Annotated in this window: 19 protein-coding genes, 1 rRNA gene and 1 riboswitch; of the genes, 15 read left to right on the forward strand and 5 right to left on the reverse strand. The window is 57.3% G+C overall.

The genetic code is table 11. The features are described from left to right. Positions 1-275 precede the first annotated feature (275 nt). The 15 genes from ABIZ35_RS16585 to ABIZ35_RS16655 all read left to right on the forward strand — a co-directional run bounded on the left by ABIZ35_RS16585 (position 276) and on the right by ABIZ35_RS16655 (position 16,562). The gene (locus ABIZ35_RS16585) at positions 276-1,187 is read left to right on the forward strand and encodes an alpha/beta hydrolase (protein WP_348221040.1); all 912 of its coding nucleotides are present in this window, start codon (positions 276-278) and stop codon (positions 1,185-1,187) included. A gap of 66 nt (positions 1,188-1,253) precedes the next feature. Further along, positions 1,254-2,873, forward strand: coding sequence for a glycosyltransferase family 39 protein (locus tag ABIZ35_RS16590; RefSeq protein WP_348221041.1), 1,620 nt, complete (start codon positions 1,254-1,256; stop codon positions 2,871-2,873). Between the two features lie 110 nt (positions 2,874-2,983). Next, positions 2,984-3,727 carry a peptidase gene (locus ABIZ35_RS16595; RefSeq protein ID WP_348221042.1) on the forward strand — a complete coding sequence of 248 codons (744 nt, stop codon included), beginning with the start codon at positions 2,984-2,986 and terminating at the stop codon, positions 3,725-3,727. Positions 3,728-3,914: 187 nt separating this feature from the next. After that, positions 3,915-4,031: riboswitch (cyclic di-GMP riboswitch) on the forward strand. Positions 4,032-4,100: 69 nt separating this feature from the next. Next, positions 4,101-4,409, forward strand: coding sequence for a flagellar biosynthesis anti-sigma factor FlgM (gene flgM, locus ABIZ35_RS16600; protein WP_348221043.1), 309 nt, complete (start codon positions 4,101-4,103; stop codon positions 4,407-4,409). Between the two features lie 261 nt (positions 4,410-4,670). Further along, positions 4,671-5,450 carry a ParA family protein gene (locus tag ABIZ35_RS16605; protein WP_348221044.1) on the forward strand — a complete coding sequence of 260 codons (780 nt, stop codon included), beginning with the start codon at positions 4,671-4,673 and terminating at the stop codon, positions 5,448-5,450. Next, positions 5,437-6,369, forward strand: coding sequence for a ParB/RepB/Spo0J family partition protein (locus tag ABIZ35_RS16610; RefSeq protein ID WP_348221045.1), 933 nt, complete (start codon positions 5,437-5,439; stop codon positions 6,367-6,369). Before ABIZ35_RS16605 ends, ABIZ35_RS16610 begins: the two co-directional genes overlap by 14 nt. Positions 6,370-6,450: 81 nt before the next feature. Then, entirely contained in the window at positions 6,451-7,722 is a 1,272-nt protein-coding gene (locus ABIZ35_RS16615) for a competence/damage-inducible protein A (RefSeq protein WP_348221046.1), read from the forward strand. Between the two features lie 192 nt (positions 7,723-7,914). Beyond that, complete coding sequence (recA, locus tag ABIZ35_RS16620) at positions 7,915-8,934, forward strand: recombinase RecA (protein ID WP_348221047.1); 1,020 nt, start codon at positions 7,915-7,917, stop codon at positions 8,932-8,934. Positions 8,935-8,947: 13 nt separating this feature from the next. Then, positions 8,948-9,628 carry a RecX family transcriptional regulator gene (locus ABIZ35_RS16625; protein ID WP_348221048.1) on the forward strand — a complete coding sequence of 227 codons (681 nt, stop codon included), beginning with the start codon at positions 8,948-8,950 and terminating at the stop codon, positions 9,626-9,628. Between the two features lie 238 nt (positions 9,629-9,866). Then, positions 9,867-11,396, forward strand: coding sequence for a ribonuclease Y (gene rny, locus ABIZ35_RS16630; RefSeq protein ID WP_348221049.1), 1,530 nt, complete (start codon positions 9,867-9,869; stop codon positions 11,394-11,396). Between the two features lie 96 nt (positions 11,397-11,492). Then, positions 11,493-12,278 carry a TIGR00282 family metallophosphoesterase gene (locus tag ABIZ35_RS16635; protein WP_348221050.1) on the forward strand — a complete coding sequence of 262 codons (786 nt, stop codon included), beginning with the start codon at positions 11,493-11,495 and terminating at the stop codon, positions 12,276-12,278. Positions 12,279-12,347: 69 nt separating this feature from the next. Continuing rightward, entirely contained in the window at positions 12,348-13,724 is a 1,377-nt protein-coding gene (locus tag ABIZ35_RS16640; RefSeq protein ID WP_348221051.1) for a PKD domain-containing protein, read from the forward strand. A gap of 2 nt (positions 13,725-13,726) precedes the next feature. Then, positions 13,727-14,701 (forward strand): decaprenyl-phosphate phosphoribosyltransferase, encoded by a 975-nt coding sequence (locus ABIZ35_RS16645; RefSeq protein ID WP_348221052.1) that lies wholly within the window; start codon positions 13,727-13,729, stop codon positions 14,699-14,701. Positions 14,702-14,841: 140 nt separating this feature from the next. Beyond that, positions 14,842-15,522, forward strand: a complete 681-nt coding sequence (locus ABIZ35_RS16650) for a hypothetical protein (RefSeq protein ID WP_348221053.1) — start codon at positions 14,842-14,844, stop codon at positions 15,520-15,522. A 146-nt stretch (positions 15,523-15,668) separates the two neighbouring features. Then, the gene (locus ABIZ35_RS16655) at positions 15,669-16,562 is read left to right on the forward strand and encodes a glycosyltransferase family 2 protein (RefSeq protein WP_348221054.1); all 894 of its coding nucleotides are present in this window, start codon (positions 15,669-15,671) and stop codon (positions 16,560-16,562) included. Between the two features lie 99 nt (positions 16,563-16,661). On the opposite strand, the gene ABIZ35_RS16660 is transcribed toward ABIZ35_RS16655, so the two are convergent. The 5 genes from ABIZ35_RS16660 to ABIZ35_RS16680 form a co-directional block, all read right to left on the reverse strand. Beyond that, positions 16,662-17,240, reverse strand: a complete 579-nt coding sequence (locus tag ABIZ35_RS16660; protein WP_348221055.1) for a GrpB family protein — start codon at positions 17,238-17,240, stop codon at positions 16,662-16,664. Positions 17,241-17,263: 23 nt separating this feature from the next. Next, a complete protein-coding gene (locus ABIZ35_RS16665; RefSeq protein ID WP_348221056.1) occupies positions 17,264-17,824 on the reverse strand; it encodes a hypothetical protein in 561 nt (186 codons plus the stop codon). A 161-nt stretch (positions 17,825-17,985) separates the two neighbouring features. Then, positions 17,986-18,741: a DUF6683 family protein gene (locus ABIZ35_RS16670; RefSeq protein ID WP_348221057.1), complete on the reverse strand. Its 756-nt coding sequence runs from the start codon at positions 18,739-18,741 to the stop codon at positions 17,986-17,988. A gap of 198 nt (positions 18,742-18,939) precedes the next feature. Then, positions 18,940-19,057, reverse strand: a 5S ribosomal RNA gene (rrf, locus tag ABIZ35_RS16675). A 37-nt stretch (positions 19,058-19,094) separates the two neighbouring features. Further along, positions 19,095-19,388 (reverse strand): hypothetical protein, encoded by a 294-nt coding sequence (locus tag ABIZ35_RS16680; RefSeq protein WP_348221058.1) that lies wholly within the window; start codon positions 19,386-19,388, stop codon positions 19,095-19,097. Positions 19,389-19,523 lie beyond the last annotated feature (135 nt).

Below are 19,523 nucleotides of genomic sequence, written 5' to 3' on the forward strand. Positions count from 1 at the left end.
AGGTTTCGGCCCCCGTCCCCATCCTGGGGAGCAGAGTGTTATCGCAGACATTTCTTGTCCCCCAGGATGGGGCGGAGGGGCCAATACCCAGTGTCAAGAGCTATGTCGCTCTAAGTTATCAGCACCCACTTCCCACCGCGAAGCGGCTTGCAGGGAAGCGGCTTGCAGGGAAGGGGGGAAACGAGCCTTAGCGAGTTGGGGGGTTAGGCAAGCCCGTATAGGATAATCGAAGCGAAAGTCCTAAATCTTATTCTTTTTTTGAAAGAACGGATCACATGACCAGGATGACATCAAAGAAGCCGCGCACGAAAAAGCAACGAGTGATCCAGTTTCTTGTAAACGTTCTGGCGGTTCCGTGTCTGATATACATCGCGCTGCTGACATATCTGTACTTCAATCAGCGCGAACTGATCTTCCCGGGGTCCGCCTCACAATATCAAGAGGGTGGCTGGGTTTCAGCGCCGCCGCCAGGGTGCGAAAGCACAACGCTTCCCATGAAGCAGGGAAACATTGCAGCAATCTTCGCCCATGCCCTCAAGTCTGATGGGCAGGTTAGCGCTGATGACGCTCACTCCCCTACAGTGATCTATTTTTATGGGAACGGTGGATCGATCGCCAGCAGCTTGGACCAGGTTCGCCGCTTTCAGCGATTGGGATGCAACGTCATTGTTCCCGATTACCAGGGGTTCGGCATGAGCGGTGGGACGGCTTCCGAGGCGGGATGTTACGCAGCTGCGGACGCAGCATACCGTTACGCGCTTGGCAGAAAAGATGTGGATCCGAAGAAGCTGGTATTCGCGGGATGGTCAATCGGCTCCGCTGTCGCAATCGATCTCGCCTCGAAGCACCCCTGCGCGGCGCTGATGACCTTCAGCGCCTTTACAAGCATGGCCGAGATGGCGAATAGCCAGTATCCCATCGTGCCGCTTCCGATGATCCGTGTTATTCTGAAGCACAAATTCCTCAGTGAAGAGAAGATACGACGCGTACGCTGCCCCGTGCTGATCGGCCACAGCCACGCCGATAAGTTTGTTCCCTACGCAATGGCGGATCGCCTCGCCGCGAATGCTGGAGGCCCCGTAACGCGTTTGACAACGACGAGCAGCGATCACTCCGATTTCTTTCGCAATGATAACGATTTCGTCTTTGAAACCGCCGACAAATTCATTCTGCAGAACGTACATTAGTGTGACGCTGGCGCTGAGGGGCGAGCGGTGCAGGATTTCCCGTCCCGCGCTCCGAATTAAGCTCGTATGTATGCACGCCATCGCGCCCGCTTCGCTCTCGCGGCCATTCTTCTGCTTTCACTTGCCCTTCGACTCTGGGGCATCGGCTGGGGCCTTCCTAGTTCAACGCACTATTTCAGCTACCATCCCGATGAAACCGTCGTTCTTGGGTATTCGCTGGGGATGAACTCTCTGCAAGGCAAGCTGCTCCCGCACTTCTACAATTACGGATCCCTTCAACTCTACCTCGTCAACTTCGCAAATACCCTCGCCGTGATGTTTGGGGCGGCGCCAAGTCTGGCGCCCGACCCGGTGGCGCATCCGGAGCAGTTCGCGCAATTGTATCTGATCGGCAGAATACTAAGCGCGCTTATGGGTATGGGGACAGTTGTGGCGATCTATGGAGTTGGACAAACGCTTTGGAACCGCCGAGTGGGACTTGCGGCGGCGATGCTGCTGGCAATCGCGCCGATGCACGCGCAGCACTCCCACTGGCTGACGGTCGATGTCCCGGGGACGTTCTGGGCGACCCTTTCGCTCCTTTTCGCCGCACGGTTATTGAAAAGCGAGCGTTTCTCCTGGAAGCCGCTCATTTGGTCCGCGATCTTCGCCGGTTTAGCGGCGGCGACCAAGTATAACCTCGCGCTTGCTCTGCTGCCCCTGCTGGCGTCACTTTATCTGCGTGGGCGTTCCGAGCGGCGCCAGGCGGCGTTGGGAGCTGTGGCGGCCATTGGAGGCTTTGCAGCGGCGTTCGTGGCCGGATGCCCGGGCGCAATCCTGGAAAACGCCAAGTTTATCGCCGATATCCGCTATGAAGCGCTGCATGTGTCCCAGCAGCCCGGCGACACGTTCACCAACACCGGCAGCGGTTTCATCTACCATATCGTCACCAACTTAAGCGCCGGCCTCGGATGGCCGCTGCTGCTGGCGGCTCTCGCCTCTCTTGTGTGGGCTGGCCGCAGACGCGCTCAAGGCGACGGTCTCCTCGCCGCATTCGCCCTCCCCTACTACCTTCTCATCGGCCTCGCGGCCGTGCGATACGCACGCTATGCTCTGCCGCTGATTCCTCTTCTGTGTTTGTGGACTGGACGAGCGATCGCTGAGATTGGTGAGTCGACGGCGGCAAGTCAAAGGCGTTTAATTTTAGCAAGCGCACTTATCACCAGCGCGCTTACTTTTATATGGACGATAATTTTACTGCTTCCTATGTCTCAGACCGATCCGCGCGATCGCGCGATCGCGTGGACACAAAGCCAGTCGGCATTGGGCGCTCAGGCCATGTTTCCTACAATGCCCTGGTTCCAGACCGCGCCGCTCAGTCCATACTTCACGGCGCCGCGTCCCGGCGCCTGGAAACAGCTCACTCCACCGCAGGAAGTAAATAGAATTATTTATCAAGATAAGGATTGGGATGTCACCCTCTTACAGCAGCAGCGTCCTACTTTCGTCATCTTGAGCCAGTACGACACTCAGGACGCCGTGCGTCTCAACAATGCGGACGCCGCACAATACTTCGGCGCTCTGCGCGCGGATTATCGGGTAGGGGCGCAATTCGGAGGATATCGCCTGTTTGGCGAGCAGATCACGCCATTTCCGCATGACATGCTTTACGCCAATCCCGCCATTACGATTTACATCAAAAAATAAAATAATTGCCCCATGCCTGCATGTCTGTATCGCAAGTGTATGGAACAAGGCCGTTCCTGGGGCATAATAAAGAGTGCGGCTTCGCCGCGACGGAGAATTAGGAACGACTTATGACTTATTGCTTGGGGATTCACACGCGCCACGGTCTGGTAATGGCCTCCGACTCACGAACAAACGCCGGTTATGACCAGGTCAACGTCACGCGCAAGATGCATACGTTTGTCCTTCCCGGCGAGCGAGCCTTTATCCTGCTTTGCAGCGGGAGCCTTTCTCTGACCCAGTCCATCATTACGCTGCTCGGACGCGATTTCGATCTGGGTAAAGGCCTGGCGTCGGTGGCGAATATGTACGACGCCGCCCGTGAGATCGGCGAGCAGGTGCGTCGAGTGTCCGAGATGGACCGCGCGGCGCTGGAGCGCGACGAGCTGCGCTACAACGTGCACTTCCTGCTCGGCGGCCAGATCGCCGGACAGCCGCCGGATCTTTATCTGATCTACCCCCAGGGGAACCCCCTGCGCGCCACCGAAGACAGCCCGTTTTTGCAGATTGGAGAAGTGAAGTACGGTCGGCCGATCCTGGTGCGCGGCATCCGCTATCAGGAAACGCCACTGGAAGAAGCGGCGAAGTATGCGCTGATCTCGATCGATTCCACAATGCGCTCCAACGTGACTGTCGGCGCCCCGATCGATATCTGCATCTACCATCGTGACGAGCTGGACATCAACCACCGCCGGCGCATGACGGACAAGGATCCGGATCTGATTGAAATCCATCAGCAATGGGAGCAAACACTACGCAAAGGCGTTTCGGAGCTGCCGGAAATCGATTTCGATACCTACGGTCAAAAAATTTAGTATGCGCGCGGATCAAATCGGGCCGTTTTGACCATAAAAGAGGTTCCTGATCCGCGATTTTACGGGTTTACGTGAAAACTGGTATTATTGACATCTGGAAAAAATACTTTCTTGCCTATAATCTTAACGGAGCACTAAAGATTTTCCCGGCATATGCCGATGATGATATTGTCGCGATGATAAGGAGCGACAACAAAGGCAAACTCGTCGAAAGGCGAGGACGCAAAGCTAAGGGTCTACGGCAGATTTCCGCATTTCGCGCATTGAGCTCGACATGCTCTGCTATGACAGCCAAGCCGCCGCACCACCCGCGTTTGTATAGGCCGACATCACTGTCGTCTATCTAAGTATAGGGTAATTTGGGGGCATTAAAATGAAAATCTCTAACAACGAATCACTGCGGGCAGGACAGGTCTCATCGATCACACCGGCTCCGCGCGTCGCGGCTACGCCGCAAAACGGACCGACGGGAACCACAGGCACCCCGGCGGCCGAAGTACAGCTCTCGTCGCAGGCGCAAACGCTCTCCGCAGCTATGCAGGCGGTGAACGCCGCGCCCGAGACACGGGACGACTTGGTTACGAAACTGCAGAAGCAGATTTCGGACGGCACATATAAGGTCAGCGGCGCCGATATCGCCGATCAGATGGTGCGCCGAGCCCAGGCGGATCGAATCCGTTAAATTATGGACGCACTGCTAAGTGCGCTTATCGTTTAGCGGCCGTTGCAGGACCAGCTGCTGAAACAAACCGGGACTTGTCCGGCATACACGGTAATATTCGGTCTTTACAATGACGCATGAGCTTTTGCTCATGCGTCTTTTTCTTTGTCATCATCCCTTTTTCTTTGACGTCTCCCATGGTGTATACTCTATGCAGGGAGTTCGCAATCCCATGCCGAATTGAACGGCGTTGTGAGTTCGTCAGATAGGGGCAGTGTGTCATTGAATAAAGAGACCAAAGTATACGCGGTCGTCAACCAGAAGGGCGGCGTCGGCAAAACCACGACCGCCGTCAATCTCGCCGCAAGTCTCGCCCAGCTTGGAAAGCGTGTGCTGGTCGTCGATTGTGATCCACAGGGCAATGCGACAACAGGGCTTGGAATCGACAAAAGCGCCCTGGAGATGTCGATGTTCGACGTGCTGGTGGATGATGTCCCCATCGCAAAGATCGTTCAGAAGGACGTGACGGTGCCCGGACTGGATGTCGCGCCGGCGACACTGGATCTCAGCGGCGCCGAGATGGAGATGTTCTCGCAGCTATCGCGCGAAAGCACGCTCCGCCGCAGCTTGAAGCCTATTTTGGGCTCCTACGATTTTGTTCTGATCGACGGTCCTCCTTCCCTCGGTCTTCTCACGCTGAATATTCTGACCTGCGCCGACGCCGTGCTGATCCCGATCCAGTGCGAGTTCTACGCGCTGGAAGGCATCTCACAGCTCATGACGATCGTCGATCGGGTTCAGGCGCATCTCAATCCGCGTCTCGCCATCGGAATGGTCGTTTTGACGATGCATGACGAGCGGATCAACGTATCGCGTCAGGTGGTCAGCGAAGTCCGCGAGTATTTCGGCGATATCGTCGCCGAGACGATCGTTCCCCGCAACGTCCGGCTCAGTGAGGCGCCGAGCTTCGGGCAACCGATTTCCCTTTATGATCCCCGCTCCAAGGGGGCGCAGGCGTACGCAGATTTGGCCCAGGAGGTAGTGAGTATTGGAAAGAAGTAAGCCCGCAGAGAAAAGCCGTCTGGGGCGTGGCCTGTCATCGCTGATTCCCCCATCGGCGCGCCCAGCCGCGCCGCCTGCGGAAGAAAGCGTCAAACCAGTAGAAGTTAAGGAATCGAAGACGCCGGACAACCCGCAGGATACAGTTCAGCGCCTCGCTGTCACGAGTATCAAGGCGAATACGTTTCAGCCGCGTGATTCCTTTGATGACACCGCTCTGGAAGATCTTGCGAATTCGATCAGCGCGCATGGTATTTTGCAGCCGATTATGGTACGCGCTTCTGGCAAGAACAAGTACGAGCTCGTCGCCGGCGAGCGCCGCTTCCGCGCCGCCAAACGCGCCGGCCTTGAGTTTGTGCCGGCGATTGTCCGTGAGCTGACCGACGAAGAATCCCTCACCGTCGCTCTGATTGAGAATATTCAGCGCGAAGACTTGAACGCCATCGAAGCGGCGAAAGGCTATCGGCAGCTGCTCGATCAGTTCGGACTGACGCAAACGGAGCTCGCACGCCAGCTCGGCAAGGCGCAGCCGACGATCGCCAACGCCCTGCGCCTTCTGAAGCTGGATCTCGAAATGCAGGTCAGCATCTCCGACGGCCAAATGACCGAAGAGCACGGAAAAGCGCTGCTCTCCGTGCAGGACCCCGATCAGCGCGTGAAGCTTTGGGAGAAGGTCATCGCCAATCAGCTGAGCGTCGCCGAAACGCGGCGTTTGGCGCTGAAGATTACTCAGAACGGTGAAATCGAAGAAACGCCTCCCACCCCAGCTCGCGATGTTCACTGGATCGCCCTCGAAGACCGCTTGCGTTCGGCGTTCGGCATGAAAGTCGCTCTGCGCCCCTCCCCCAAAGGCGGCGGCACGCTGACAATCGATTTCTCCGATCCGGAAGAAGTCGAAGGTATTCTCGACCGCATTCGCTAAATTTCGGACTTCGACTGGTTTCATTCGCCGACGAATAATTTTCACTTGTTATTCGCCGGCGAATAATGAAAGGCGTATTTCGTGATTGCAGAAGTAATCTCCGTCGGCACCGAGCTTCTTCTCGGCCAGACCATCGACACCGACGCCGCCGCCGTCGCGCAGGCGCTCTCGCGGCAGGGCATCTCTATCTACCATCGCTCCACGGTCGGCGATAACATCGACCGCTTGACTGCCGAGCTCAAACAGGCGCTGGAGCGAGCGGACATCGTCATTACCATCGGCGGCCTTGGCCCGACCATGGACGATCTGACGAAAGAAACCCTGGCGAGCGTCCTGGAAATCCCCCTCGTCACAGACCTTGCACATGTACAGCGTCTCACAGAGATGGGAAAACGGCGCGGCTGGGACAAATTCCCCGAACATTTTATGAAGCAGGCGGACATCCCGGCCTCAGGACGCGGAATTCCCAATAATAATGGGACGGCGCTTGGCGCGATCTTCGAAAAGGACGGAAAGTACGGAATTTGTCTTCCCGGGCCGCCCAATGAGCTGATTCCCATGCTGGAGGAGACAGTGGAGCCGTTTTTTGCGGAAAAAACATCCGGCGAGAAGGCCGTCATCAAATCCCGTGTGCTGCGAATCATCGGAATGGGCGAATCCACGGTCGAAGAGAAGGTCAAAGACCTGATGGAGGACAGCAATCCTACCGTCGCCCCCTACGCAAAGACCGGGGAAGTGCATCTGCGGGTCACGGCGCGCGCCTCCACGGATGAAGCCGCCATGGCGCTGATCTCACCACGCGAGTCGGCGATCCGTGCGCGACTCGGCGATGTGATTTACGGGATCGACTCGGAGTCGCTGGAATACGCCGTTGTGACTCTTCTTCAGCAATCGAAACGCACAGTCGCGTGCGCGGAGTCGTGCAGCGGCGGACTCATTTCCAAACGGATTACAGATATTCCCGACTCTTCAAGAGTCTTTGGTTTGGGTATTGTCTCATACTCCAACGAGTCGAAGGAGACGTTTCTCGGAGTCGACTCCGAGCTGCTCGCGAAGCATGGCGCAGTGAGTCATGAAGTCGCGCGCGCGATGGCTGAAGGGGTCCGAGTCGCTGCCGGCGCCGATATCGGAGTCAGCGTGACGGGAATCGCGGGGCCGACCGGCGGCAGCGAAAAGAAGCCAGTCGGCACGGTTTATATCGGCCTTGCATGGGACGGCGGCGTGAGTTCACAGCATCACCAGTTTCTAGGACGGCGCCAGGATGTGAGTCAGCGCGCGGCGCAGGCTGCACTGGCGCTCGTGCGGCGGTGGCTCATCGCTCCGGAAGACTCCACTTTCAAATCGTCTCCATAAGCAAAGCTCACATACTAAATTTAATTAACTATGTGCAATTACTAATTGCAAGAAAACTTGCGAATAAATTTCCTATTGGCATTCTCGAAAGAGTTATGCTATAATAGATCGTACACTTGTTCTGAATCATTCGCGGATACTATCTGCCGATCACTCTCACACTGATTAACAGCAGACATAAGGAGACTAGTTTTGGATAAAGATAAGGCGTTGGAAATTGCATTGTCTCAACTGGAAAAGCAGTTTGGGAAGGGCTCGGTCATGCGGCTGGGTGAGTCGCCGAAGCAAAGCGTCGAGGCGATTTCGACAGGCTCGCTCGCTCTGGACCTTGCGCTCGGGATCGGCGGCGTGCCGCGTGGACGGATCACGGAGATCCACGGTGCAGAGTCCTCAGGTAAAACGACCATCGCGTACCACATCATCGCCGAAGCACAGAAGCTGGGCGGGACCGCCGCGTTTGTCGACGCCGAACACTCGGTCGATCCGGAATACGCCCGCAACCTGGGCGTGGATATCAATAAGCTTCTGGTTTCCCAGCCGAACAACGGTGAGGAAGCCTTGGAAATCATGGACGCACTGGTGCGCAGCGGCGCTGTCGATGTCGTCGTTCTCGATTCCGTCGCCGCCCTCGTCCCCAAGGCCGAAATCGAAGGCGAAATGGGCGACAGCCATATGGGTCTTCAGGCCCGTCTGATGTCGCAGGCAATGCGCAAGCTCAACGGCTCCATCGCCAAGACCAATACGGCCGCGATCTTCATCAACCAGATCCGCGAAAAGATTGGCGTCATGTTCGGCAACCCGGAAACCACCCCCGGCGGCCGCGCGCTGAAGTTCTACGCGAGCGTCATGCTGGACGTCCGGCGTATCGAGACTCTCAAGCAGGGAACCGACATGGTCGGCAACCGCGTCAAGGTCAAGGTCGTCAAGAACAAGGTCGCCCCGCCCTTCCGACAGGCGGAGTTCGATATTATGTTCGGTAAGGGCATCTCCCGCTCGGGCAGCATCATCGACATCGGCGTCGAACTCGGTCTCGTCACCAAGGCCGGCTCCTGGTTCACCTATGGCGATCAGCGCATCGGCCAGGGACGCGAAAACGCCAAGCAGTACATGGAAGAGCATCCCGACGTCATGGTGGAAATTGAGAAGATCATTCGCGGCGATGAAAAATCCGCGGAGATCCTGACCGTCGGCGCCATCGGCGCAGACGAGTAACCCCTCAGCGCGTATGCCAAACATCACCGCGCTGGAGCCCCAGCAGCGACGCGCCGGACGAATCAACGTCTTCGTCGACGGCCAATTCATCATTGGCGTCGGCGAAGGCGTCGCCGCGTCTCTGCGCCTGCGCATCGGCCAGGAGATCACCCCCGAAAAGCTGACTGAGATCGCCGGCGCGGAAGAGCTGCACCGCGCCACCGAAACCGCCCTCACCTACCTCGAAACCCGCGCTCGTTCTGAAAAAGAAGTACGAGACAGACTCGGCCGAGACGAATATCCCGAAGAGATCGCCGCTCAAGTCATCGAAAAGCTGCGCGAGCTGAGTTTATTGAACGACTCCCAGTTCGCGAAGCAATGGGTCCAGGCGAAAACAAACGTCGCCGGATCACGCCCCGTCGGCCGCCGGCGCATCTCCAGCCAGCTTTACCAAAAAGGCGTCCACAAAGACACCATCGGCGAGGCGCTCTCCGAGGTCACCGACGATGACGAAATCGCGCTCGCCCGCGCCGCCGCGCGCAAGAAAGTACGCGCGCTGAGCAGTGATCCCGAAGTCCAGCGCGCGGAGCGCCAGCGCCTGCTTGCCTTCCTCCAGCGCCGCGGATTTGGCTGGGAAACGTGCAAGCGCGTCGTCGACGAAAGCTTCGCCGCGCCCGACGACGACTTCACTGACGCCAACGATGATGACGACTAAAACAGCCCACAACCAATAATTCTCCCAATAACGACAAAAATAAATGCGTGATGCAAGGAAACCAGGAAAACCAGATCCAGAAAAGCAGGAATAAGAGTAGGCAATCGTGAAATAAGACGGATCAGTCCGCCAGTACTGATGACGGATAAGCGACTGAACGTGACATGTGTATGTCATTAACAAGCGATCACCGTCCGCTCAACCTCAGCAAAATCTTGGGGTGAGGGAACGATAATATATGTGGGAAGTCATTGTCCCTGCGGCCATACTAGGGGTCGGGGGAATCGTCTTATTTTTTGCCTGGATCAAACCGGAAAAAGAAAAAATCCATCGGCTCGCGCAGGAGACCGATCGGGAGAGAGAGCAGCTGCGCCGAGATACGGAGACACGCAATAAAGAGGCGCTGCTCGAAGTCCGCGAGGAAGCACAGCGGCTTCGCGACGAGAGCGCGCTCGAACTGAAAGAAAAAAACGCGGAACTGCAGAAATTTGAGCGGAAACTGGCTCAAAAAGAAGAAACGCTCGATGGAAAGCTCGGCGCGCTAGATCGGCAATGGGAATCCGTGCGTGCGCGTGAGCGTGAGATCGACCGTCAGCATAAAGAAGCAGCCGCCCTGCGCCAGCTCCACCAGGACGCACTGGAGCGCGTTTCCGGCATGACCGGAGAGGAAGCGAAACACGCGCTCATCAAAGAGCTGGAGGATCAAACGCGCCACGAAGCGACGCGGATGATCATGCAGATCGAGGAAGAAGCCAAGAACGAAGGCGACAAGCGCGCCCGCAGCATCGTCACCATGGCGATCCAGCGGATCGCCGCCGACCATGTGAGCGAAACGACCGTCTCCGTGGTCCCCCTGCCGTCCGACGACATCAAGGGCCGGATCATCGGCCGCGAAGGCCGCAATATCCGGGCCTTCGAAACGCTGACCGGCGTGGATGTCATCATTGACGACACGCCCGAGGCCGTCGTGTTGTCTTCGTTCGACCCCGTGCGCCGGGAAGTCGCCCGCCTGGCGCTGGAAGCGCTCGTCATTGACGGACGCATCCACCCAGGACGGATCGAAGAGATCGTTGCCAAGGCGCAGGAAGATGTCGACGCCATCATCAAGGAAGCCGGCGAGCGCGCCGTCATGGAATCGGGCGTCACCGGACTGCATCCGGAGATCGTCAAGCTGCTCGGCCGCATGAAGTACCGAACTTCTTACGGCCAGAACCTGCTGGATCACTCTATTGAGGTTTGTCTGGTAGGAACAACGATCGCGGCGGAGCTTGGCGCGAACATTACGATCGCCAAGCGGGCGTGTCTGCTGCACGACATGGGCAAGATCGTGCCCGACGCCGACGGTCCGCACGCCCTGCTCTCCCAGGAGCTGATGCTGAAGTATGGCGAAAGCGAAGCGGCCGCCTACGCCGCCGGCGCGCATCATAATGACATTCCGCCCCACACGGTCGAGGATGTCATCGTGCAGCTCGCTGACACGATCTCGGCGTCCCGCCCCGGAGCGCGCCGTGAAATGCTGGAGTCCTATGTCAAGCGGCTCCAAAAGCTGGAAACAATCGCCGACTCGTTTCCAGGGGTTGAAAAGACCTACGCCGTCCAGGCGGGCCGCGAGATTCGTCTGATGGTCCGTCCGGAGATCGTGGACGATGTGCAGGCGCATAAGCTCGCGCGGGATGCGGCCAAGCGCATTGAAGAGGAAATGGAGTTCCCCGGTCAAATCAAAGTGACAGTGATTCGGGAGACACGCGCCATCGACTACGCCAAGTAGCCCATAGAGGCTGCACAGGGCAGGTCGATACCACCAAGATGGATCGGTCTTTCCCGGCGCAAGCTGGGGGAGATCTTAGAAAGAGTTACGGACAACGTGCGAATTTTAATGCTCGGCGACGTCGTCGGCAAGGTTGGGCGGGAAGCGGCGGAAACAATGCTGCCGACCCTGAAAGAAATGTACTCGCCTCAATTCACGATCGTGAACGGTGAGAACGCCGCCGCAGGACTTGGGATTACGCCGGAGATCGCCCGATCGCTTCTGCGAAACGGCGCGGATGTGATTACGCTCGGCAACCATACATGGAACCGTCGGGATATTGTCCCCTATCTCGACCAGGAGCCGCGTATCCTGCGCCCGGCGAATTACCCTCCGGGAACGGCGGGAAGCGGCTACCGCGTATTTACTGCGGAAAACGGGGTGCGCGTCGGCGTCGCCAACATGATGGGACGCGTCTTTATGGAGGCGCTGGACGATCCGTTTCGCACCGCCGATAAGATTCTGGAATCGTTCCAGGGGCAGACAAAGATCTCCTTTTTCGACTTTCATGGGGAAGCCACTTCGGAGAAGACCGCCTTCGGGTATTATTTGGATGGAAGAGCCAGTGTCGTCGTCGGCACGCATACGCATGTCCAGACGGCCGATGAGCGGATCCTACCAAAAGGGACAGCGTACATCACGGATGTCGGAATGTGCGGGCCGCAGGACTCCATCATCGGCATGAACGCCGAGATTGTCGTCCAGAAGTTCGTCACACAGATGCCGAACCGATTTGAAGTCGCCGAAGGCGGAGTCGTTCTGTGCGGCATTGTCGCCGATGTCGATCCGGACACCGGCCACGCGACACAGATCCAGCGCGTTCAGATTCGGGATATTCACTAAGTTATTCACGATCAAAAATCGTTTACTATCAATCTCATTTTCCAGTCCTTTCCCATGGGAGAGCAATCAATGACACGTTCCAATATTCTCCGCGGCGCCGCCATTTTCGCAGCCGCCGCACTGATCCTGCCGGCCTCGGCCGCGAAGCCTAAGAAGCCGGCCGCCACGCCGCTTCCCAGACTGCCGCTTCCTTCAGCGAAGCTAAAGCCCGCGCCGGTCAATGCGCCCAGCGGCCTCGTCGTCGCGAAGCTCGATCCCTCGGAAACCGTGATCTACAGCGGCCAGCCAGCGGCCCAGCTTGGCGTCACGACCCAGAACTGGGGCGCGGGCGCCGCAGCCGACACCACCGAGCTTGCGTACCGAAATACCCACTCACTCAAGATTACCACCTTCGGTCTCTATTCCGGCGGCAGGATCACCTTCAGCAAACCAATCGAGCTGGGCGATCGAACCCCTGCCACGAACCGGATCATGCAGTTCTATATCCGTTTCGGAGATGAAGCCAGTCCTCCTCCCCCAGCTCCGGAATCGGATAACACAAATGGAGTTCCAGGAGCCTATCCCGGCGGAGGACCAGGCGCATACCCGGGCGGAGGCGCGTACCCAGGCGGAGGCGCCTATCCGGGCGGCGGAGCGTACCCAGGCGGGGGCGCCTATCCCGGCGGCGGTGGGTTTGGCGGCGGGCCTCAGATAATGCCACAGTCGTTCATAGATAGCCCAGGGGTGCGCTCGGGGGTTTACACCGGCGGCGCCCAGGTTCATTTGATGCAAGGACGCGGCAGAGGCGGACGGGGCGGCGGCAGGGGCGGCTCTCCTAGCATTATGCCAGGAGGAGGAGGCTTTCCTGGAGGCCCTGGCGGTTTCCCGGGCGGCGGTTTTCCACAGCGCGGGGTTGATCCTGCGGATCAGCCATGGCAGCCGCCGGTCAGCCATATTCGCTTCCTGTTTACGCTCGCCAATGGCGCTCAGTACGACATCGTACGCGATGTGCCCGGGGTCGGCTCCGTCGATGATACAGAAGATCTCCGCACGGCCTGGCTGCCCGTCGGCATCCCGGTCAGCGCGCTGAAGTTCCCGGCCGGTTCTGATAGCTCGCCGCTGCAGAGCGTGATGGTGAGCGGCGACGGCTATTCGGTCACCTACATCGGCAAGATCAGCCTCGTCAATGACAATACGCCGATCACCGCCTGGGCCGGAGACATGCAGGATGTCGCCGCCAACGACACCGTAACTCTGAAAGCACGGGCCGAAGGCGGCGCCTCGATGCTGCACTATTCTTGGGACTTCGACGCCGCCGATGGCGTCACGGAGCAAGCGACGGGTCAGTCAATCACCAAAGTGTTCACAAAGCCGAACGAGACGCACACGGTGACCCTGACGGTCAGCGACGTGGACGGAATTAAGAAGCCTGTCGTGTCGACCGTGGTCATCAAGGTCGAAGACTAAGTATGGGCTTGCCCGATCCCATGAACGAACCGCTTCCCACTCCGCTTGAGGACCGGCCGCACAAACGGCGGCCGGTCCCACTCGCGCTTCTCGTCGCGATGCGCCCCAAGCAGTGGATGAAAAACCTCCTCGTGCTCGCCGGGCTTCTTTTCACTCTCGATCGGCGCCACCCGCTCAACGACTTCCAGCTCGTTGGAGGGGGCTTTCTTCTGTTTTGTCTGCTTTCCAGCGTCGTTTACTTGATCAACGACCTGGTGGACCAGGAAAGCGACCGCCGTCACCCTCGCAAGCGCCGGCGCCCGATCGCCTGCGGTGAACTTCCTCCCAAGGTCGCCATTGCGGCCGCCGTGATCTTCGGCGCTATCGGACTGGGGGGAGCTGTGGCGCTGAATCCCATGTTCGGCGCTGTCGCGATTCTGTATTTCCTGCTGACACTGGGGTATTCGTTCCACTTCAAGCATATCGTCATCATCGATGTGCTCGTGCTGGCGGCGGGCTTCGTGCTGCGCGCCATCGCCGGGGTCGTTTTGATCCAGGCAGGCCTCTCCAACTGGCTGATCCTCTGTACGCTGATGCTGGCCCTGTTTCTGGGCCTCTCCAAACGTCGCGCCGAGCTGATCGCGATGGAGCGCAGCGGCGCGACGGGCACACGGCGTATTTTGAACGAGTATACGTCGGGCATGCTGGACCAAATGATCGTCATCGTGACTTCCAGCTGCCTGATGTCGTACTCGCTCTACACCATCGAGTCAGATGCCGCGGCGCGTCATCACTACCTGATGGTGACAATCCCCTTCGTCATCTACGGGATCTTTCGGTATCTGTATCTGATGCATCGTCATATGCTCGGAGAGTCGCCGGACGCCGTCATCCTTGAAGATCGCCCCACCCTCATCAATATCGCTCTCTGGGGAGTCACCACGGCGCTGATCGTCTCGCACGTCTTCGATCCCCTCCTCTCGCATCTCACCCACTGATCTTCGATCCCTGCGACGATGTTTCGCGGACCGACGCATCGGGTAAACCTCCAGCATAGCCTTGCACACTTATGTGTGTCTTCGCAAGACGCCATCGGATGGCAAAACGTTAACCACGCACTTTATACAGGAGAGAAGACATGGCGACAGATTTGGAAAAGGAAGCCCTTCGCGCGCAGCGCAATGCGGCTTTGAACATCGCAGCCGACAGCACCGTTGAGCGCAACGCCGCACTGGACGTTGCGACGGACAGCACGATCCAGCGGGACGCCGCCCTGAACGTGGCCGCAGGGACCGCCCTGGAGCGCGATGTCGCTCTGGCCGATCGGAATCGCGTCGCCGCCGAGCGGAACGCCGCCGTGGGACAGCGAGACGCCGCACAGCAGTATGCCGCCGTAGAGCGCGACGAAGCCACCAATAGCAAGACCGGCTTCTACGTTCTGCTGGGCATTGTCGCCCTGATCTTGTTCGTCATGGCCGCCGTCCACTTCACACGGCCGAATACTCCGCCGCAGGCGGATGTCACGGTTCGCACGACCGTTCCAAGCGCGGCGCCCGCGCCAGATCCCGCGCCGATCACTATGCCGAGCGGTGTCAGCACTCCAGTCGCGCCGCCCACAACGATCGTCGTTCCGCAGCCTGCGCCCCCCCCGCCGACCAATAACACCATTGTCGTGACGCCCCCCGCTCCAGCAGCGGAAGCGCCCCCGGCTCCTCCGGCCGCCGATGCCGGCTCGTCCTCGACGACCACGACAACGGAACAGACAACGACGGTAGCGCCTGCGGATGGCTCCAGCACCACCACGACGACTACGCCGTAGCTCGTATTTGATCGACATGAAAGCGGCCCCTGGCAAACGCCTGGGGCCGTTTTTGTGCTGGAACCCTTCCCCATTTGACTCTGTTTCATAAATTGAATGACGTTGAGGTACTATTATAGAGTGAATATACGTCTTGGAGTGACCGCATGATCAACCTCATAATGACGATCGATCCCTGGCGCCACGATTGGCTGCCGCAGTTCGTCGCGCATTATCGCAAGATCGGCGTCGAACGGTTCTTGATTTCGGCCCATGTGGATAGCGATCTGTCTCCGGAAGACAAAGAGCGGATTCACGCCGAGGTGGCCGACACCCTAAAAAGCGTGGGTGTGGATTGGTGCGGAAAGATCGACTGCAAGTTCGATGCGATGGCGATCCGCGCTTACCATGACAAGATTCAATCGACGATGTGCCAGCCCAGTGACTGGATCGTATGGGCGGACTCCGATGAACTCCAGCAGTACTGGGACACGCTGGACGTTCTGACGCGCCAGTGGGACGCTCGCGGCGTCAACTGTGTGGGCGGCGACTTCCTGGACCGCATCGCCGAAAACGGCAATCTGCCGGCGTTCGACCCCGACATCCCGCTCTGGAAACAATTCCCTTATGGGAACCGCCTGACACGCGTCCTGCTGCAAGGCCGCTCCATGAAGGTTGTGTGCAGCAAGGCGACCGTCGCGGTCAAATTCGGCAACCACGATCCGACATTCGAGCAAAAAGTGAAGTGGGAGACTCCCCGCGCGGTGATCCACCACTTCAAGTGGGACAACACCGTCATCGAGCGTCTCAAGGAGCGTCTCACGGACAGCTGGAAAGAGCGCTGCTGGTGGTGGGAACAGACCCAGCGGTTCAACGACCATGTCGCGCAGCACGGCCGTATCAACACGGACGAAATCCCGATGAAGCTCGCCGGCGATCCAGCCGCCAAGCTCCCGAAAACCCTCAAGCTCTACGCCATCGGCTCATTCTACAAATACCGATGGCTCGCGCAGCAGTTGAAAGCCACCAAGAGCCTCTCGCCGCAAGCGGCGAAGGCGTAGCCAAGAAAAGGCTCCGACAGTGCATCACGAATATGCACTGTCGGAGCCTTTTCCATGTCCGCGCCATCCCCGTTCCCACCCTGCATCGCGTGTCACAATCTAAGCATCCGAAGACCCAAGCCGCCACGCGTTGATGGCAGCCCACACCTCCGCACCAGCCATGATGATGTCGCACACAGGATCTTTCACATCATAATAAGCATCCTCATCATCTGGATGATAGCGCGCCAGCTGCCGCTTGATTTCCGCGTACCCCTCAGCGGCTATTGGGTTCGCCCTCAAATAATCACGGAACAGGAGCGCATACCTCTGATTGGGGTTTCCCGCAACCCGAACGTGGAGATTTACGCGGCGCTGTCCCTGTGGCGTCAGAAAGAATAACTTCACCCAGCGCTCGGAAGTCGTGTCCATGCCGAGAGGCAAATGATCCCCTCGAATGTGCTCTAAGTGAACATAACCTAAGGCGCAAATGCTGTCGACAATCCTATCCTCAGAGTCCTGAGACCTCACCGTGACCTGCACATCGATCACGTCCTTGGCTGGCAACCCGCAGACCGCCGTGGAGCCAATATGATCGATCCGCAGCGCTAGATCGCCAAGCCGATCACGCAGCGGAGTCGCGATAAGCTGGAACTCGGAAGGCCAGCGGTCAGCATAGGGGATAATCTCAATCGACATAGCAATACTTTACCATACTGGGATTATCGCGGCGCGTCGAAGGTCTTCTGTATCAGCTCTTCCACCACGCGTGCATCCGGAATACCAACAAACTCCGCATCTACTGAGTGTGAATCTCCATCACTATCTCGGTTGAATGCTACCGTCCCAGTTCCGTTTGCGTGATCTGTTCGCTCCAGCATGTTGATCGAGTCCGTGAAATAGGTGCAAACCTTCTTGTTTCTTCCCGAAGAGATAATCAAGACGCGCTTGTTAGTGATCGCATATATGGTGTTTAGCGCAAACCGGTAAGTAAGCAGCGGGTGAGATAACAGCCACACGCCGGCCAAGATAAATGGAACAAAGAAGAGGTCGAAGATCAGGCCATACATCCCAAAGAGCCTGCCTAATCCAGATTCGCCGCGATTGCCTGAGTGAGAAACCACAATCGCGTTGATTATGAACGCAGTCCATACAACGCCGAATACAAAGTGCCCCAAACTTGACCGCATCGATCGCACCGGATCCGGCCTTCCAGTCCATAAAAGAGTTTCTCCAGCGTTCAATTCACGTGAGACCGCCTGCTCAGATGCTATAAGCGACATTATTGGAGTCCTGGCTACGTAGCAGAGCTGATACATTTACTCTACAACACAATTCGACACAAAGCAAGACCAGCTCCCGAGAGTTAATTTTCGGGGGCTGGTCTTTGGTTCATGTTTGTTGAATGCCGATACCTTAGTGCAGAGCTTTTTCACATCTCTCCCTACAGCTGCAATCCTTTATCGGTCAGCTTCATGCGTCGCAGGTCGAACCCAAAAGCCGTCGTAGCTCCTTGGGCAATCGCCGCCTTTACGGAGGTCATATGCTCCGGCTTCGCCTTCGCGGCCGCCACTGCCTGGCCTGCGAGCACCGCATGAATGAGCATGGCTTCGGCCATTTCTTGCTTTTGAGCATCCGTCGCTGAGGCAAATTGCGGCGTAGATTTGATTGCATTCGCCATCTGCCTGCGTACCGCAGCCACTTGAGGCTTAGGCGGATCCTCGTCACGGCCACGAACGCCATACCAGGCAATAATCAAATAGACTGTCATAGCGTCCGCGACATCGTTGGTTCTCAGGTCATACCGCGCCATCTCCCGCCCCAGCTGTCCAATGATATCTTGGGTTGCGAACGCATGCTGAAGATCCGCCGCGCTCTTGGGATCCACAGCGCGGGTCTTCGCAACAAACTGCGCATAGTTGCGCTTTCTCACAGCGGCGCTGGGATGAAAAGTTGTCGACACCCGAGTCGCACGACGAGGCCCAGACGCAGGTTTGGTGAACTGTGAACGCATGGAGCGTGATAACGCTTTGGCGCGAGAGCGCTCTGATTGCGTCACATGATCCATAGACAGAGTATTCGTCATAGCGCCCATATCAAAGACGCCCTGCGCCGCTACAGGCTTGATGTTCGCGGGCGTCGAAGTGACGATGCTCAGAGCGACTAGGGCAGATAACTTTCTCAGAGTTCCGTTCCGCATGGCTCTCCTCTTGATCGTTGGCGTATTCTCAGAGAATTGCTCTCAGAATAGAGATTAAAGCTAAGGCTAGAAAGCACAAGCCTCTCTTTCTCATATACTTTCCCGCCTATCGCACCAGCCGAAACGCAAGAAAGCCTCTCAGGCAATGCCTGAGAGGCTTTCTTGTTTCTGGTTCATCACTTTCGTGATTGATTATTAATCTGGCGGCGTCCTATTTTCCCGGGCAGTTGCCCACCAAGTATCTTCGGCGCAGGAGAGCTTAACTTCCGTGTTCGGAATGGGAACGGGTGGACCCCTCCGCCATAGGCCATCTAGAACTGGTATAAGCTAAAATCAATGTCTCTAAAATGCTCTTAACTACTCAATTCAGCGTCAAGATAATATTTTTCTAATATATATGCTATCGTAGTCGCAAAGGGTGTATATCGGCCTCTACTATCAATCTCGAAAATATTTTGGAGAATTCTTTTGATGTCTTCCTGTGAATTTTCATCAATACCTTCAAGAATACCATTTATAGCTTCTTCACGTTGACTATTTAGAGAGAGATTATCTAGTGATAAAACTTCAATACTCTTCGAAGCTCGGCTTGACAAGTTCTCGTCGGTTGTCGGGAGTATTTCACCTGCACCAGTATAATGAAACATTTGCAAGCATATTTTATCAAGTGGCGACGCAATAATATTTTCGACAGGCGGTAGTTGTCAATAGTTTTGAGACGTACGAGTACATAATTTTTAACTTGTTATTGTTGTGTTCCCTTCCTGCGACGTATTATTCTT

It is taken from the genome of Capsulimonas sp., assembly GCF_039929585.1.
Classification (GTDB): Bacteria; Armatimonadota; Armatimonadia; order Armatimonadales; family Capsulimonadaceae; genus Capsulimonas.